Raw genomic sequence first — 15,605 nt, 5'->3', positions numbered from 1 at the left:
TTCTGTAAAACCCTCGCTGCACGACTCCCGTTCGACGCCGACAAAGCCGATTTGCTAGAGTGCGGCGCTTGTCCTGCCGAAGAACACACCCTGCGATGCTGCCCCGCGCCGAACAGAAACAACAGACCCGCAACGCCCTGATGGACGCTGCCCGCCACCTGATGGAAAGCGGCCGAGGATTCGGCAGCCTGAGCCTGCGCGAAGTGAGCAAGACCGCCGGCATCGTGCCCACCGGTTTCTATCGTCACTTCGCCGATATGGACGAGTTGGGGCTGGTGCTGGTCAGTGAAGTCGGCCAGACCTTCCGCGAGACCATCCGCCTGGTGCGCCACAATGAATTCGTCATGGGCGGCATCATCGACGCTTCGGTGCGCATCTTCCTTGATGTGGTCAACGCCAACCGCTCGCAATTCCTGTTTCTCGCCCGCGAACAATACGGCGGCTCGCTGCCGGTACGCCAGGCGATCGGACGCCTGCGGGAGAACATCAGCGCCGACCTCGCGGCGGACCTGGCGCTGATGCCCAAGCTGCAACATCTGGATCTGGCCGGCCTCAGCGTGATGGCTGACCTGATCGTCAAATCGGTGTTCGCCACCCTCCCCGACATCATCGACCCGCCCGCCGAAGCCTTGCCGGAGCATCTGACCCCGCAGGCGAAGATCACCCAGCAACTGCGCTTCATCTTCATCGGCCTCAAGCACTGGCAAGGGCTGGGCAGTACCGAGTAATCCCCTTCTCTATCTGACACAGCGCAAAGCCCCCTGTGGGAGATTCTATGGTTGTCCTCAAGCGATAACTGCCCCTTTCGATTGATATTCGCTCTGATTTTTCATCAGGGCGAATGCTATGCGGGCGAGTTTGCGGCTGAGCATCACGAGCACCTGTGTAGTCGCTTTTCCGCAGTTGAGATGGTGGCTGTAGAACTCCTTCCAGGCATTTGATCGGCAAGCTGACATGGCAGCGTTATGCAGTAACCGCCGCACCTCCGAGCATCCACGCTTGGTTAAATATCTACGGCCATTTTTTTGGCCCGAGTCACTCACCCTCAGGTCCATGCCTAAAAACGCTATATAAGAGTCACCGCTGGTAAAGTCGCCGCGGTTGTATGCCATGACCAAAGCAGTTGCAGTTAGAAAACCGATACCTTCGATGGCTTGGCATCTGGCAACTTCTTCCAGCAAACCAGCTTCACGCAAGATTTCCTTGAGCTTTTTCTGAACTAGCAAATTCAACCTGTCTATGGACTTTACGAAAGTTGCGAACACGGCTTTCAAGCTGGCGTCATTTGCCCAGCTCTGGGTCAGGCTGGTCTTGGCCTGTATCAGCGAAGCTCTACGTCGTAGAAGACTTTGCAGCTTGCCGTAGACTGCCGGAGGTGGGGTCCAGGGGCGTAAATCTTCGCCTTCGTTTTTTAGAAAACGGGCGAGAAGGCGGGCGTCAGATGCGTCCGTTTTACTACGACCACCGACACCTTTACGATAATTACTCAGTTGAAAACCGTCGATGATGTAAACGTCATGACCTGACTCGTGGGCCAACTCAACCAAGTCGACATGATAAATATTGGTCGCTTCAACAGCTATGGCGGTGGGCCCCGGTAACGTTTTAAGCCAGCGCTTTATGGCTGGCTTTTCATTGGTTATCGAAGTAAGCAGATCTGGATCTGCTAAATAAATAACGAGTTCAGCTTTGGCGACGTCCACACCCACGATTGACTTCGACACGCGCATTGCCACTGGCACTTCTCCACGCTAAGGTTTTACGACTTGTAGGGGTTTCACCCAGAGGCGCAGGCTTGTTTCTATCGTCGCTTGAACGAAGCATTCTCTATCGGCGCTTTTGGTGGAAGGGGTGGGGCGAGGTCTCCCACGGTCTGTACTGTTACAGCAGTCAGATGCGAACTGTTCGTCCCACCACCCCTTCAAGTCTAACCATACAAGCGAGCCTGCTCGCGAAAGCGCTGGATCAGCTGAATACATTTGTCTGACACGGCGCATTCGCGAGCAGGCTCGCTCCCACATCGAACATCCGCCATGGCCTCGCTTTGGTGCATGACAAATCCTTCATGCACCAAAACCTTCCAGAATCGCCGCGCCTGTTGAAAGATCAGGCACGCGCCGACAGCTATTTCCTACAGATCGCCCGATTGGCGCGGCGCTTGCTCTAGCCCAATCAACGTTCATTGCTGGAAGCTTTCCGATGCTGGTGATTCATCGCAGAATCGACCCTCAACCCGTCTGGGCCGCCGAGCTGCACCTGACCTTCGAAGCGCGCAGCAAAAGCCGTTTGCGCTGTTTCAGTGCTGAAGGCGAAGACGTCGGGTTGTTTTTGGAGCGCGGCCAGCCACCGCTGTATGACGGCGAATGCCTGCAGGCCGAAGACGGCCGTGTGGTGCGCGTCTGCGCCCGTCCCGAACAACTGCTCCATGTCACCTGCGCCAATGCGTTCGAACTGACGCGCGCGGCCTATCACCTGGGCAACCGCCATGTCGCCCTGCAAGTCGGTGATGGCTGGCTGCGCCTGCTCGACGATTACGTGCTCAAGGCGATGCTCGAACAACTCGGCGCACAGGTCGAGGCCATCGAAGCGCCGTTCCAGCCGGAACACGGCGCTTACGGCGGCGGCCATCATCACTCCCGCCACGGCGATGAAGACTTCAACTACGCGCCGAAACTCCATCAGTTCGGCGTGCGCCTGTGAATCCGGCCTGGGCGCTGCTGCGTCTGGCCAGTCCGCAACTGCCGATTGGCGGTTACAGCTATTCCCAGGGTCTGGAAATGGCGGTGGATAACGGCCGGGTCCACAACCCTGACGCCGCCCGCCGCTGGATCAGCGATCAACTGCTGCTCAATCTCGCCCGCTTCGAAGCGCCGCTGCTGTTGGCGCATTGCCAGGCCGCAGCAGATGAAAACTGGGCCGAGTTAAGGCAGCTCTGCGAGAGCCACCGCGCCAGTCGCGAAACCCGTGAGCTGCATCTGGAGAGCCGGCAGATGGGCTACTCCTTGCAGCAGTTGTTGAACGGTTTGCCGGAACTCGATGCGCCCGCCCGCGACTTTCTTGACCAGACCACAGAACCGCATCTGGCCCTGTGCTGGGCGCTGGCAGCACGCGCCTGGGGCATCAGCGCGCAGGATGCTCTTGCCGCGTGGCTGTGGAGCTGGCTGGAAAACCAGCTCGCCGTATTGATGAAAACCCTGCCGCTGGGCCAGCAAGCCGCCCAGCGCCTGACCAGCGAACTGCTGCCACTGCTGCAACAGGCGCAGCACGATGCGACCCGCATAGATCCCGAACACATCGGCAGCGCCGCGTTTGGCCTGTCCCTGGCGTGCATGGCCCATGAGCGCCAGTACAGCCGCCTCTTCCGCTCTTAGGGCTGGTTATTTTTGGAGAATGAAATGGATACACAACCTCTGCGCGTCGGCATCGGCGGCCCGGTCGGTTCCGGCAAGACCGCGTTGACCCTGGCCCTGTGCCTGGCTCTGCGCGAGCGCTACAACCTCGCCGTGGTCACCAACGATATCTACACCCGCGAAGACGCTGATTTCCTGGTGCGCAACGAGGCCCTCGCGCCGGAGCGGATCATCGGCGTGGAAACCGGCGGCTGCCCGCACACGGCGATCCGCGAAGACGCCTCGATCAACCTTGAAGCGGTCGATCAACTGAACCGGCGCTTTCCCGGGCTGGATCTGATTCTGGTGGAGTCCGGCGGCGACAACCTTTCGGCGACCTTCAGCCCGGAGCTGTCCGACCTGACCATCTACGTGATCGACGTTTCCGCCGGCGACAAGTTGCCACGCAAGGGCGGCCCGGGGATCTGCAAGTCCGACCTGCTGGTGATCAACAAGATCGACCTCGCGCCACTGGTGGGCGCTTCGCTGGAAATGATGGACAGCGACACCAAACGCATGCGCAACGGCAAGCCGTTCGTGTTCAGCAACCAGAAAACCGGTCAGGGCCTCGAAGAAATCATCGCCTTCATCGAACGCCAGGGCCTGCTGACCGCCGCCTGACTCACTTATCAACAAGGAAGCTTATCCATGACACTCAAACGCATTCTTGGCGCTCTGGCGTTGCTGCTGACACCGGCACTGGCCTTCGCTCACCCGGGGCATGGCGACAGCGGCCTCATCGCCGGCATCAGCCATCCGATCGGCGGCCTCGATCACTTGCTGGCAATGCTCGCCGTCGGTTTGTGGGCGGCGCAGCAACAAGGCGCGGCGCGCTGGGCGCTGCCGTGCACATTCGTCGGCACCATGCTGCTGGGCGGCCTGTTCGGTTTTGAAGGGCTGGCGTTGCCGGCGCTGGAAAGCGGGATTGCTGCTTCGGTATTGGCGCTGGGCCTGGCCGTGGCACTGGCGGTACGTCCGCCGCTGGTGATGGCGGTGGCAGCGACGGCGCTGTTTGCGCTGTTCCATGGCGTGGCGCATGGGCTGGAGCTGCCGGAAATGAGCAGCCCGTGGGCGTATGCGGCCGGGTTCGTCGCGGCGACAGCGGTGTTGCATGCGCTCGGCTATGGCGTGGTGCGGGTTCTTCCGCAGGCAGCGGCACCGCTGGTGCGGTTGGCGGGTGCGGCTTCGGCGGCGACCGGCGTGTGGTTGTTGGCAGGCTGATTTTTAGCGCCTGCACTGGCCTCTTCGCGAGCAGGCTCGCTCCCACAGGTTTTGTGTACGCTGCAAATCCACTGTGGGAGCGAGCCTGCTCGCGAAGACGGCCTGACAGACACCGCCTCTCTCAAGCGGTGCTCTCTGCTACCATGTCGCGCAATCGCCCCAGCCCGTGACGCCCGCCCATGCCCCACGCTTCCCGCTCCACCGCCCTGCCCGAATTGACCGCCCTGTTTGGCCAGGTGCAGCAGCACTTCCTCGACGTGATCGTGCCGCTGTGGCAAGGCCCGGGCTGGAACGCCGACATGGCGTTGCCGTACGAGGCGCTGGACGGCGCGCATCAACCGCTGCCAGCGCAACGCTATCGGGCGATGGCCTGCGCACGCCAGCTGTATCTGTTCTCCAGCCTGATCGGGGTTGTGGATAACGCCGAAGTCCGCGCCGCCGCGTTGTTCCGTTCCCTGCAACGGCATTTCCATGATGCCGAGCACGGCGGCTGGTTCTACAGCATCGACGCCCAGGGCAAGCCGCTGGACCAGCGCAAGGATCTCTACACCCACGCCTTCATCCTGTTCGCCTGCGCGCATTACTGGGACAAGTCGCGGGATTCGCTGGCCGAGTCGACACTCAACGCCGCGCTGGAAATCATCGGCCGCCGATTCGCCACCGGCGACGGTTTGTACGAAGCCTGCCTTGAGCGGGACTGGAACACTCTGCAAACCGGCCCACTGCAAAATCCCCTGATGCACTTGGCCGAAGCCTTTCTGGCCACTTTGGGAGTGCGCGAAGACTCGCAAACGCAGAAAGACTTGCTTGAGTTATGCACAGCCATGCACAAGCAATTCGTCGATCCGCAATATGGCGTGTTGATGGAGAAGCCGCTGGGTGCTGTGGATAACTGGTACGAGCCGGGGCACCAGTTCGAATGGTATTTCCTGCTCGAATCGTCGGCGCTGTTGCGCGACTCGAAACTGCACCGGGCGCTGGATCGGGCGTTTGCCTTCACCGAGCAGTACGGCGTGCTGGAGTCCTGCGGCGCGGTACGGGCGATGCTTGATCTGGAAAGCAATGGCCGGCCGAGGGATTCGACCCAGCGGATCTGGGCTCAAGCCGAATACCTGCGCGCGCTGACCTTGCGCGCGGACAGCGAAGCGGTGGTGCTGCGCCAGTTGCAGGCGTTGCAGCAGCGGTTTCTGCATGCCGGCGGTTGGCATGAGTGTCGCGATGAGAATGGAGAGGTCAGCCGCAAGGACATGCCTTCGACCACGCCTTATCATTTGGCGACTTGCTATCACGGTTTGGCTGAATATCTTCGCTGACCGAACAATTGCTTTCGCGAGCAGGCTCGCTCCCACAGTTTGAAATGCATTCCCCTGTGGGAGCGAGCCTGCTCGCGAATGCCGTTACGCGGTCATCAGGCAATCCACTTCTTGTCCCCGGTGAAGCTGATCGTCAGCCACCTCGCCGCATCCGGTTCACCCAGCTGCGCCGATATCTCCTCGCGTAAAGCATCCAGTTGCGCGACATCGCGCAGCGGATAATCCGCCGGCAACACCACATGAATTTCGATGAACCGCGCCCGACCGTGCTTTTGCACGTAGGACACGTAATCGTCGAAACCATGCTCGACCTTCGCCACCTCCATGACCTGCCTGACCTGGTCATCCAGCGTGTCCGGGGCGATACCCAGCACATCACGCAACGCCGGGCCGAGGATCTTGAATGCCGGGGGCAGCATGGTCAGCGCCAGCACGATGAGGATCAGCGGGTCGACATACACCGCCCACTCGCCATAGCCCTGGGACTTGAGCAGCAGCGCGGCGAGGAAACTGATCAACAGGCCCACCGAGAGCATCGCGTCGACCAGCCAGCTGATGTTGTCGAACTGGATCAGGCTGGATTTGAGCGTGCGATTACGCCGGCGCACGTAGAAGAAGTAGGCGAACTCGACAACGGTAAACACCGCCGCATAGACGATCACCAGACCCAACTCGATATCGCGGCCACCATTGATGATGCCGAACACGCCGTTGAGAAAAGCGTAGATGGCGATCAACAGCAGGAAGCTGCCCTCGATCAGCAACACCATCGGCTCCAGATGCCAGAAGCCGAACTGGAAACGCTGATTGCTTTGCTTGGCAATCAGCCGGGCAGTGATCAGCATCAGGATTTTGATGAACGTCGCGATCAGCGAAAAAAAGCCATCGAACAGGATGGATTGCGAACCTGAAACAAAACCGGTGACGATCCCGGCAATCGACACCGCCAGCATCAACAGCGTCGATTGTTTGAGCAGTGCCTGCTCACCTCGGTTACTCACTTGAACTCCTCATGAAACCTTCAGCGCCGCGGGGTGCGGCCTGATGGTTGAGTGAGGAGTTTAGCTTATCGACTTGTTTTGCCTGTGCCGGCCTTTTCGCGAGCAGGCTCGCTCCCACAGTTTGAAATGCATTCTCCTGTGGGAGCGAGCCTGCTCGCGAATGGCCTCAGCGCGGTATCAAGCCTTGTTACGCTCGATGGCAAACCCGGCCCAGGTCTGGCTCACCGGCATCAGCTCCAGGCTGTTGATGTTGATGTGCGCCGGGGTGTTCATGACCCAGAAAATCGTCTCGGCGATGTCCTGTGGCTGGATCGGCTCGGCGCCAGCGTAAGTGGCGTTGTAGCGCTCCTGATCACCGGCGAAACGCACCAGCGAGAACTCGCTTTCACACAGGCCGGGTTCGATGTTGCTGACCCGCACGCCCGTGCCTTGCAAGTCGCAACGCAGGTTCAGCGAGAACTGTTTGACGAAGGCTTTGGTCGCGCCATACACGTGGCTGCCGGGGTACGGATAGTTGCCGGCGATGGAGCCGAGGTTGACGATACCGGCGCCGCGGCCGTGGGCGATCAGCCGTGGCAATAGCAGGCGGGTGGCGTACATCAGGCCTTTGACGTTGGTGTCGACCATGGTGTCCCAGTCATCCAGGTCACACTTGGGCGCCGGGTCGACGCCGAGCGCCAGGCCGGCGTTGTTGATCAGGCCACGAAGTTTGGCGAACGACGGCGGCAGGTTGGCAATCGCCTCCTCCATCGCCTTGCGATCGCGCACATCGAGAACCAGACCGTGCACTTCGGTCTGCTTCGACAGTTCGGCGCAGAGGGCATTGAGGCGTTCTTCACGACGGCCGGTCAGTACCAGTTTCCAGCCAGCCTCGGCAAAACGACGGGCACAGGCTTCACCAAAACCGGACGTAGCGCCGGTGATAAACAGGGTGTCGGACATCGTGTTCTCCTTGCTTCGGCCGCCACGGCAGCCCTTGGAATTGAAAATCAGCAGGCAGCATGCCCGCCCTCGCTGATACGGGCAACACCTGCCAGCTGTACAAAAATCAACCAGACCTGCCAAGACCATAGCCAGCGTGGCCTGTAGCCATGTGCACGCATGTTATCCACAGTCTGCTCCACAGTTTCCGGGGGCAAGTGCAAACGCGCAAAGCCGCGCCACACAAGGCTTTGCGGGCGAAATGGAAAGTTTTTCGCTTGACCGTGAGGCGGGGGATGTGCGGGACAGGGCATTTTGCACGACGGACGGTGCAACCGGGTGATTGCGCGAGGCCAGCAACTACGGCGCTCCGCGAGGTCTTTCCAGAGTTTAGTCACAGACTTATCCACAGGCTTGCGCACACGGAATTGCCAAGTCTCTACGCCCCAGAAAAAGGTTGACAACGACGCCGCTCGCTTCAGCAAAAATGCCTGATCAAAAAATAAGCACATCCATGCAAGCCACGTTTTATAAGGCTTGCAGCCAGATACACCCACGTTATTCACAGCCAGCTCCACAGTAACCGGGGACAACTCAAAACTGTGGAAAAACAGCCATTTGCAGCGTCTATATGTCGCGCTTTGGCAGCTTGGGGAATTTGTTTTCCACAATTCTGAATTCCGCTTGATGTCATGCCTTGATTACATGTAGGAGCTGCCGAAGGCTGCGATCTTTTGATTGTTTTTCAAGATCAAAAGATCGCAGCCTTCGGCAGCTCCTACACAGACATATGGCGATATTGAGAAATAAAAAAGCCCCGGGACTCTCGTCGCCGGGGCTGTGTACAACCGTGAGAATTCAGTGCCCGCCCAGATAGGCGTTACGCACCTCCTCATTCACCAACAGTTCTTTACCGGTGCCGGTGAGGCGAATCTCACCGTTAACCATCACATACGCCCGGTCCGACAGCTTCAGCGCATGGTTGGCGTTCTGCTCGACGAGGAAAATCGTCATCCCGGTTTTCGCCAGCTCGCGCAGCGTGGCGAAAATCTGCTTCACCACGATCGGCGCCAGGCCCAGGCTCGGTTCATCCAGCAGCAACAGCTTCGGCCGGCTCATCAGCGCACGGGCGATGGCGAGCATCTGCTGTTCACCGCCGGACATGGTCATCGCCCGCTGATTGCGTCGCTCCTCAAGCCGTGGGAACAGCTCGAACATGCGCTGCATGTCCTCTTTGGCGTATTTGTCGCCAATCGGGATGGTGCCCATCAGCAGGTTTTCCTCGACGGTCATGTCGGGGAAAACCCGCCGCCCTTCCGGTGACTGCGCGATGCCGTTGGAGGCGATGTAGTGCGAGGACTTCTGCGTGATGTCGACGCCCTGATAGAGAATCTGCCCACCCGCCGCTCTCGGCTGGCCGAAGATCGACATCAGCAAGGTCGACTTGCCGGCGCCGTTGGAGCCGATCAGGCTGACGGTCTCGCCTTCGTTGATCTGCAGGGAAACGCCCTTGAGCGCCTGGATCGGGCCGTAGAACACGTCCAGATTACGCAGTTCGAGGATCGGTTGACTCATACCAGCTCCTCTTCGTCGGCGCCCAGATAGGCCGCGATCACTTTCGGATCGTTGCGGATCGCTTCCGGCCCGCCTTCGGCGATGACGATGCCGTGGTCGAGAACCACGATGTGATCGGAAATGCTCATGACCATGCCCATGTCGTGTTCGATCAGCACCACGGTCAGATCGTGCTCGTCGCGCAGCAGCCGGATCATCGCGCTGAGCGCTTCGGTTTCCTGAGGGTTGAGGCCAGCGGCCGGTTCGTCGAGGCAGATGATCTGCGGCCGCGTGCACATGGCCCGAGCGATCTCCAGACGGCGTTGCTGGCCGTACGAGAGTTCACCGGCGAGACGGTTGGCGCAGTCGACCAGATCGACCACTTCCAGCCAGTAGAACGCGACATCCAGCGCATCGCTCTCGGCCTTGCGATAGCCCTTGGTGTTGAGAATACCGGCGAGCATGTTGCGGTTGACCCACATGTGCTGCGCCACCAGCAGGTTTTCCAGCACCGACATTTCCTTGAACAGGCGAATGTTCTGGAACGTCCGGGCGAGACCGGCACGGTTCACCAGGTGAGTACCGCCGAACATTTTGTAGTACATGCGGCTGAGGAAGGATTTCGGCGAAACGAAATCGGTCGGTTTGAACGACTCGCCCAGCAACTGGATGACGTTGGTCTGCTGGCCGCGCACATTGAGTTCGATCTTGCCGCCCGTGGCCTTGTAGAAACCGGTCAGGCAGTTGAACACTGTGGTCTTGCCGGCGCCATTGGGGCCGATCAGGGCGAAGATCGAATTGCGTTTGACCTTCAGGCTGACATCGCTCAACGCCTTGATGCCGCCGAAATGCATCATCAGTTTTTCAACAGAGAGTACGACTTCACTCATGGCGCAGTCCTCTCGTAGTGAATGGCACCTTTGCGTGGTTTGACCCCGGTGCGGCTGATGCGGATCAGCCCGCGTGGTCGCCAGATCATCATCAACACCATCAGGATGCCGAACAGCAGCACGCGGTATTCAGCGAAGCCACGCAGCAGTTCCGGGGCGACGGTGAGCACGAATGCGGCGATGACCACGCCGATGGTCGAACCCATGCCGCCGAGCACGACGATGGCGAGGATCAGCGCCGATTCGAAGAAGGTAAACGAGGTCGGGTTGACGAAGCCTTGATAGGTGGCGAAGAACACCCCGGCCAGACCCGCCGTCGACGCACCGATGGTGAACGCCGAGAGTTTGACCAGTACGTGGTTCAGGCCCATCGAACGGCAGGCGATTTCATCTTCACGCAGGGCTTCCCAGGCGCGACCCACCGGCATTTTCACCAACCGATGCTTGACGTACAGCACCGCCAGCACCACCAGGAACAGCACCGCGTAGATGAAGTAATACTTCACGTCCGGGTTGTAGGTCAGACCGAAGAACTCATGAAACGGCACCCCGCCATCCTTCGCCCGCTTGCCGAACTCCAGGCCGAAGAACGTCGGCAGTGGCGCCGGCATGCCGTTCGGGCCGCCAGTCAGCGACAGCCAGTTGTTCAGCACCAGACGGATGATTTCGCCGAAGCCCAGGGTCACGATCGCCAGATAGTCACCGTGCAGACGCAGCACCGGGAAACCGAGAATGCAACCGGCCAGGCCTGCGGTGATCGCCGCCAGCGGCAGCACGGTCCAGAAGCCCAGACCGAGATACTGGTAACCCAGCGCCAGACCGTAGGCACCGATGGCGTAGAACGCCACGTAACCAAGGTCGAGCAGCCCGGCCAGACCGACCACAATGTTCAGCCCCAGCCCCAGCAGCACGTAGATCAAACCGAGGATGACCACGCCGAGCAGGTAGGAGTTGGAAACAAACGGCACGATGATCGCCAGCACAATGATCAGCGGAATGATCCAGCGCAGCCGCGATTTGTAATCTGCAGGAAGCACGTGCACGCCGGAACCGGTGCTCTCGAACCCGTCGAGGATCTTCAGGCCCTTGGGTGTTTGCAGGAACAGGCTGAGGGCAAAGCGACCGGCCATGACGATGGCAATGATCCACGCCACGCGGGTCGCTTCGAGGTTGAAGCTGTAGCCGTCGAGGACCACGCCGACAATCGGCCCGAACACGATCAGCGCAATCAGGCCGGCAAGAATCGCCTCGACCAGACTTTTTTTGATATCGATGGATTTTTCAGTGGTTGCAGACATCGCTTACACCTTCGACACAAGAGGACGGCCCAACAGGCCCTGCGGCCGGAAGACCAGTACGAGGACGAGCAGCGAGAAACTGAACACGTCTTTGTAGTCGGAGTTGACCAGACCGGAGAACAGCGACTCGGAGATGCCGAGGATGATCCCGCCGAGCATAGCGCCGGGCAGTGAACCGATGCCGCCCAGAACCGCTGCGGTGAAAGCCTTGATGCCGATGATGAAGCCGGCATAGAAGTCGAACGTGCCGTAGTTCATGGTGATCAGCACACCGGCCAGTGCGGCCATGGCTGCACCGATGATGAACACATAGGAAATCACCCGGTCGGTGTTGATTCCCAGGATCGAGGCCATCTTGCGGTCTTGCTGGGTCGCACGGCACATGCGGCCGAGCTTGGTGTATTTGATGACGTAGGTCAGCAGCCCCATGCCGACGAACGCGGCGATCAGGATGAAGACTTTGGTGTAGGTCAGTTGTACGAAGCCGGTGCCGACTTCAACACGCCAGGCCCCGGTCAGCAGCGTAGGCACGCCCTGTTGTTTGGCACCCTGAGCGATCTGTGCGTAGTTCTGCAGAATCAGCGAAATACCGATAGCGCTGATCAGCGGCGCCAGGCGGGTCGAGTTACGCAGGGGTTTGTAGGCAACACGCTCGATGACCCAGCCATACACCGCCGTGACGACGATGGTGAAGATCAGCGTGCCGAGCATCAGCAGCGGGAAGGATTCGATACCGAAGTAAGCCAGCAGAGCCAGACTGATTGCCGCCAGGTAAGCGGAAATCATGTAAACCTCGCCGTGGGCGAAGTTGATCATGCCGATGATGCCGTAGACCATTGTGTAGCCGATGGCGATCAGGCCATAGACCGACCCGAGGGTCAGGCCATTGACCAGTTGCTGCAGGAAAATACCATCCATAACGCAATCTCACGCAGTGAGAACCTGCGCGCCCATGACGCGCGGTTCTTCTAGGAAAAATACAGATGTACGTCGGAGCAATGTCGGAGCGTGATCAGCCCTGACCACACGGAACCCCTTTATGGGAGCGAGCCTGCTCGCGAAAGCGGTTGCACATTCAACGCAGAGGTTGTTTGTCAGTGCGTCTTCGCGAGCAGGCTCGCTCCCACAGGGGATCGGTAGTGATCAGATGATCGCTTCAGCCCTTACTTCTGCTTTTCCAGCTGGTGGTATTTGCCGTCCTTGTCCCACTGGTAAACCACGTAGTCGGAGACTTTCAGGTCGCCTTTGGCGTCCCAGGTCTTCTCGCCCATCACGGTTTTCACCGGGTTGGCCTTCAGCCACTTGGCAGCGGCTTCGCCGTCGTTTTTCTTCGCGCCATTGAAAGCTGCCGCCAGGGTCTGAACCGAGGCGTAGGCGTACAGGGTGTAGCCTTCAGGCTCGGTGCCGGCCTTGCGGAACGCGTCCACTACGGTCTTGCTTTCAGGCAACAGGCGCGGGTCGGCGCCGAAAGTCATCAGCACGCCGTCAGTGAATTGTGGGCCGCCAGCGGTGGTCACCAGCTCGTCGGTCACGATGCCGTCGTCGGACATGAACTTGACGTCTTTCAGGCCTTGTTCACGCAGCTGGCGAACCAGTGGACCGGCTTCCGGATGCAGGCCACCGAAGTAGACGACATCGGCACCGGCGCCACGGATCTTGGTGACGATGGTGCTGAAGTCTTTCTCGCCACGGGTCAGGCCTTCGTACAGCACAGGCTTGACGCCGCGTTTTTCCAGCTGAGCCTTGGTGGCGTCCGCCAGGCCTTGGCCGTAGGTGTCCTTGTCGTGCAGCACGACGACTTTCTTGCCCTTGAGCATGTCGACGATGTAGTCGCCGGCAACGATGCCTTGCTGGTCGTCACGTCCGCACATACGGAACATGGCGCTGAGGCCACGCTCGGTAACTTGCGGGTTGGTCGAGCCAGGGGTGATCGCGATGATCCCGGCTTCGTCGTAGATTTCCGACGCTGGAATGGTCGAGGAGGAGCAGAAGTGGCCGACCACGCCGGCGACTTTCTGGTTGGTGAGGTCCTTGGCGACCGTCACCGCCTGCTTCGGTTCGCAGGCGTCATCGCCTTTGACCAGGACGATTTTTTCCCCGTTGACGCCGCCCGCCGCGTTGACCGCATCGGCCGCCGCCTGTGCACCCTTCATGTACTGCTCGCCGAATGCCGCGTTGGCACCGGTCATAGGACCCGCTACACCGATCTTGATATCAGCTTGAGCAAACGCAGAAACACCCAGCGCAGTAGCGACTGCGAGGGCCAGAAAGCCTTTCTTGTAAAACGTCTGGGACATGAGGTGGTGCTCCAAGGTTTTTTTTAGTTGGCACTGCGACTTCACTTCACTCAAAGCTCAGAGCAAGGCCCGTGCCATCGGTTTTTTATTCTTCAAAAAGTCGCTGCGTTGTTGTTATTTCGACTGTTTCGGTCCCATTTTCATTGGGCGTGCAACCGTCTAAACCGCGGAAGGTGAAACCATTTGTTTTTTCAGGCGCAACCCGCACGCGCCATCATTGCAACCGCAGCGGCAAACGACGTGCAACCAGCCTGTAACAGCCCGCGTCACCGAACTGCACACTGCTGGTGCGGGACTGCTACAACCCGCACCATTACAGGCTAGTCGCTGGATGCAAAAGCGCCGCTTGCGGCAACAAATTTCAACACTCAAATGACGATGCGCAGGCACTGGCCCGCGTGATACAGAGAAAACCCGGCCTCGTACAGGCAACTGCGCAAGCCCGCACCGGCCAGGGGCTGCATCGGTGCGAAGGGAATCGGCAGTGCCTGCGGATCACCGTTGCACAGGTAATCGGCGAAGGCTTTGCCGACCACCGTGCCGGTGGTGACGCCGCGACCGTTATAACCGGTGACAGCCACCAGTCCCGGCGCCGGTTCGAACAGGCGCATCAGATGATCAGGGGTAAACGCAATGCGCCCGGTCCAGGTGCATTCCCACTCGACCGGCTTCAGATTGGGGAAGTAATGCTGCTGTACCCGATCAGCCCAGGCCTTGAGAAACCAGGTCGGTTTCTGGTTGCCATTGCCGAGGCTGCCGAGCAACAGGCGCCCGTCCTTGTCGCGGCGGATGCTGCTCAGCACCTGACGGGTGTCCCACGAGCCCTGCCCGCCCGGGAGAATTTCTTGCGCAGCGTCTTCGCTGAGTGGCACCGAGGCGACCTGGTAGTAATAGCCGGGAAAGAAATTGCGCTTGAGTTCGGTCCAGTCGCCTTCGGTGTAGGCGTTGGAGGCAATGACCACTTTCTCGGCGAGCACCGAACCCTGGGCGGTCTGTACCGACCACTTCGGCCCGATGCGCTCGAGGCGGGTCACCGGCGAATGATCGAACATCTGCCCGCCGAGCCCGCGCACGGCATTCGCCAGCCCGGTGACATAGGCCATAGGATTGAGCGTGCCGGCACGGCGATCAAGCAACGCGGCGGCGATTTTCTGCGTACCGGTGGCTTGCTCGCAAGCCTTGCCGGTGAGCAGTTCGACCGGTGCGCCACGGCGCTTCCACTGCTGCTCGCGACTGCGCAGGTCCGCCTCGCCCTTGGCGTTGTGCGCCATGTGCAAAGTGCCTTCGCGGCGCAACTGGCAATCGATGTTGTATTTATCCACAAGGCTGAACACCAGCGCCGGCGCCGCACCGAGCATGCGGTTGAGCTGACTGCCGACCGCCTCGCCGAAACCGGCCTCGATCTCGTCCGGAGGAATCCACATGCCGGCGTTGACCAGCCCGACGTTGCGCCCGGAACCGCCATGACCTGCACGATGAGACTCCAGCACGCAGACGCTTTTGCCTTTTTCCAACAGATGCAGCGCCGCCGACAACCCGGTGAACCCGGCGCCGATCACGCAGACATCGACCTTGACCTCGCCCTTGAGCGCGGTGTTATCCGGGCGTTGTGGCGTGAGCGTTTCCCACAGACATTCTTCGCGTAACGGCATTGCCAAGCTCCTGTCGGAGCAGCCGTAAGCCACAAGCTACAAGCTGCAAGCCGGTCTGCTTGACGCTTG

15 protein-coding genes are annotated in these 15,605 nt (G+C 59.9%); 6 read left to right on the top strand and 9 right to left on the bottom strand.

Annotated elements, in window-relative coordinates; translation table 11 throughout:
* Positions 1–95 precede the first annotated feature (95 nt).
* Positions 96–728 (top strand): TetR family transcriptional regulator, encoded by a 633-nt coding sequence (locus tag ND528_RS19090; protein WP_016771906.1) that lies wholly within the window; start codon positions 96–98, stop codon positions 726–728.
* A gap of 57 nt (positions 729–785) precedes the next feature.
* Here the strand turns inward: ND528_RS19090 and ND528_RS19085 are convergent, their stop codons facing one another.
* A complete protein-coding gene (locus ND528_RS19085; protein WP_263470920.1) occupies positions 786–1,736 on the bottom strand; it encodes an IS110 family transposase in 951 nt (316 codons plus the stop codon).
* Between the two features lie 463 nt (positions 1,737–2,199).
* On the opposite strand from ND528_RS19085, the gene ureE reads away from it, so the two are divergent.
* The 5 genes from ureE to ND528_RS19060 all read left to right on the top strand — a co-directional run bounded on the left by ureE (position 2,200) and on the right by ND528_RS19060 (position 5,923).
* Positions 2,200–2,700, top strand: a complete 501-nt coding sequence (gene ureE, locus ND528_RS19080) for an urease accessory protein UreE (RefSeq protein WP_039756959.1) — start codon at positions 2,200–2,202, stop codon at positions 2,698–2,700.
* A complete protein-coding gene (locus tag ND528_RS19075) occupies positions 2,697–3,371 on the top strand; it encodes an urease accessory protein UreF (RefSeq protein WP_137215855.1) in 675 nt (224 codons plus the stop codon). The genes ureE and ND528_RS19075 overlap by 4 nt, the downstream gene beginning before the upstream one ends.
* 24 nt (positions 3,372–3,395) lie before the next feature.
* Positions 3,396–4,010: an urease accessory protein UreG gene (gene ureG / locus ND528_RS19070; RefSeq protein ID WP_016771910.1), complete on the top strand. Its 615-nt coding sequence runs from the start codon at positions 3,396–3,398 to the stop codon at positions 4,008–4,010.
* Positions 4,011–4,037: 27 nt separating this feature from the next.
* Positions 4,038–4,610: a HupE/UreJ family protein gene (locus ND528_RS19065; protein WP_263470919.1), complete on the top strand. Its 573-nt coding sequence runs from the start codon at positions 4,038–4,040 to the stop codon at positions 4,608–4,610.
* A 179-nt stretch (positions 4,611–4,789) separates the two neighbouring features.
* On the top strand, positions 4,790–5,923 hold the full coding sequence (locus ND528_RS19060) for an AGE family epimerase/isomerase (protein ID WP_137215853.1): 1,134 nt from the start codon (positions 4,790–4,792) through the stop codon (positions 5,921–5,923).
* Between the two features lie 95 nt (positions 5,924–6,018).
* Here ND528_RS19060 and ND528_RS19055 read toward each other — a convergent pair whose 3' ends face one another.
* The 8 genes from ND528_RS19055 to amaA all read right to left on the bottom strand — a co-directional run bounded on the left by ND528_RS19055 (position 6,019) and on the right by amaA (position 15,536).
* The gene (locus ND528_RS19055) at positions 6,019–6,924 is read right to left on the bottom strand and encodes a cation diffusion facilitator family transporter (RefSeq protein WP_137215852.1); all 906 of its coding nucleotides are present in this window, start codon (positions 6,922–6,924) and stop codon (positions 6,019–6,021) included.
* A 177-nt stretch (positions 6,925–7,101) separates the two neighbouring features.
* The gene (locus ND528_RS19050) at positions 7,102–7,866 is read right to left on the bottom strand and encodes an SDR family oxidoreductase (RefSeq protein ID WP_122748055.1); all 765 of its coding nucleotides are present in this window, start codon (positions 7,864–7,866) and stop codon (positions 7,102–7,104) included.
* Between the two features lie 837 nt (positions 7,867–8,703).
* Positions 8,704–9,420, bottom strand: coding sequence for an ABC transporter ATP-binding protein (locus ND528_RS19045; RefSeq protein WP_016771915.1), 717 nt, complete (start codon positions 9,418–9,420; stop codon positions 8,704–8,706).
* The gene (locus tag ND528_RS19040) at positions 9,417–10,289 is read right to left on the bottom strand and encodes an ABC transporter ATP-binding protein (RefSeq protein WP_016771916.1); all 873 of its coding nucleotides are present in this window, start codon (positions 10,287–10,289) and stop codon (positions 9,417–9,419) included. The genes ND528_RS19045 and ND528_RS19040 overlap by 4 nt, the downstream gene beginning before the upstream one ends.
* Positions 10,286–11,587, bottom strand: coding sequence for a high-affinity branched-chain amino acid ABC transporter permease LivM (gene livM / locus ND528_RS19035; RefSeq protein ID WP_024011385.1), 1,302 nt, complete (start codon positions 11,585–11,587; stop codon positions 10,286–10,288). The genes ND528_RS19040 and livM overlap by 4 nt, the downstream gene beginning before the upstream one ends.
* A 3-nt stretch (positions 11,588–11,590) precedes the next feature.
* Entirely contained in the window at positions 11,591–12,505 is a 915-nt protein-coding gene (locus ND528_RS19030) for an ABC transporter permease subunit (protein WP_016771918.1), read from the bottom strand.
* A 245-nt stretch (positions 12,506–12,750) separates the two neighbouring features.
* Entirely contained in the window at positions 12,751–13,884 is a 1,134-nt protein-coding gene (locus ND528_RS19025) for an ABC transporter substrate-binding protein (RefSeq protein ID WP_041480713.1), read from the bottom strand.
* 368 nt (positions 13,885–14,252) lie between these two features.
* On the bottom strand, positions 14,253–15,536 hold the full coding sequence (gene amaA, locus ND528_RS19020) for an L-pipecolate oxidase (protein ID WP_263470918.1): 1,284 nt from the start codon (positions 15,534–15,536) through the stop codon (positions 14,253–14,255).
* Between the last annotated feature and the right edge of the window lie 69 nt (positions 15,537–15,605).

Source organism: Pseudomonas mercuritolerans (genome assembly GCF_025706525.1).
In the GTDB taxonomy this organism is placed as follows: Bacteria; Pseudomonadota; Gammaproteobacteria; order Pseudomonadales; family Pseudomonadaceae; genus Aquipseudomonas; species Aquipseudomonas mercuritolerans.
Note: the sequence above shows the minus strand (reverse complement) of the source record. Positions and strands in the feature narration are given on the sequence as shown.

Bases quoted from the DNA above. Each gene is read 5' to 3' on its own strand.
- ND528_RS19090 (WP_016771906.1), top strand. From the start codon at position 96: ATGCTGCCCCGCGCCGAACAGAAACAACAGACCCGCAACGCCCTGATG.
- ureE (WP_039756959.1), top strand. From the start codon at position 2,200: ATGCTGGTGATTCATCGCAGAATCGACCCTCAACCCGTCTGGGCCGCC.
- ureG (WP_016771910.1), top strand. From the start codon at position 3,396: ATGGATACACAACCTCTGCGCGTCGGCATCGGCGGCCCGGTCGGTTCC.
- ND528_RS19065 (WP_263470919.1), top strand. From the start codon at position 4,038: ATGACACTCAAACGCATTCTTGGCGCTCTGGCGTTGCTGCTGACACCG.
- ND528_RS19060 (WP_137215853.1), top strand. From the start codon at position 4,790: ATGCCCCACGCTTCCCGCTCCACCGCCCTGCCCGAATTGACCGCCCTG.
- ND528_RS19050 (WP_122748055.1), bottom strand. From the start codon at position 7,866: ATGTCCGACACCCTGTTTATCACCGGCGCTACGTCCGGTTTTGGTGAA.
- ND528_RS19045 (WP_016771915.1), bottom strand. From the start codon at position 9,420: ATGAGTCAACCGATCCTCGAACTGCGTAATCTGGACGTGTTCTACGGC.
- ND528_RS19040 (WP_016771916.1), bottom strand. From the start codon at position 10,289: ATGAGTGAAGTCGTACTCTCTGTTGAAAAACTGATGATGCATTTCGGC.
- livM (WP_024011385.1), bottom strand. From the start codon at position 11,587: ATGTCTGCAACCACTGAAAAATCCATCGATATCAAAAAAAGTCTGGTC.
- ND528_RS19030 (WP_016771918.1), bottom strand. From the start codon at position 12,505: ATGGATGGTATTTTCCTGCAGCAACTGGTCAATGGCCTGACCCTCGGG.
- ND528_RS19025 (WP_041480713.1), bottom strand. From the start codon at position 13,884: ATGTCCCAGACGTTTTACAAGAAAGGCTTTCTGGCCCTCGCAGTCGCT.
- amaA (WP_263470918.1), bottom strand. From the start codon at position 15,536: ATGCCGTTACGCGAAGAATGTCTGTGGGAAACGCTCACGCCACAACGC.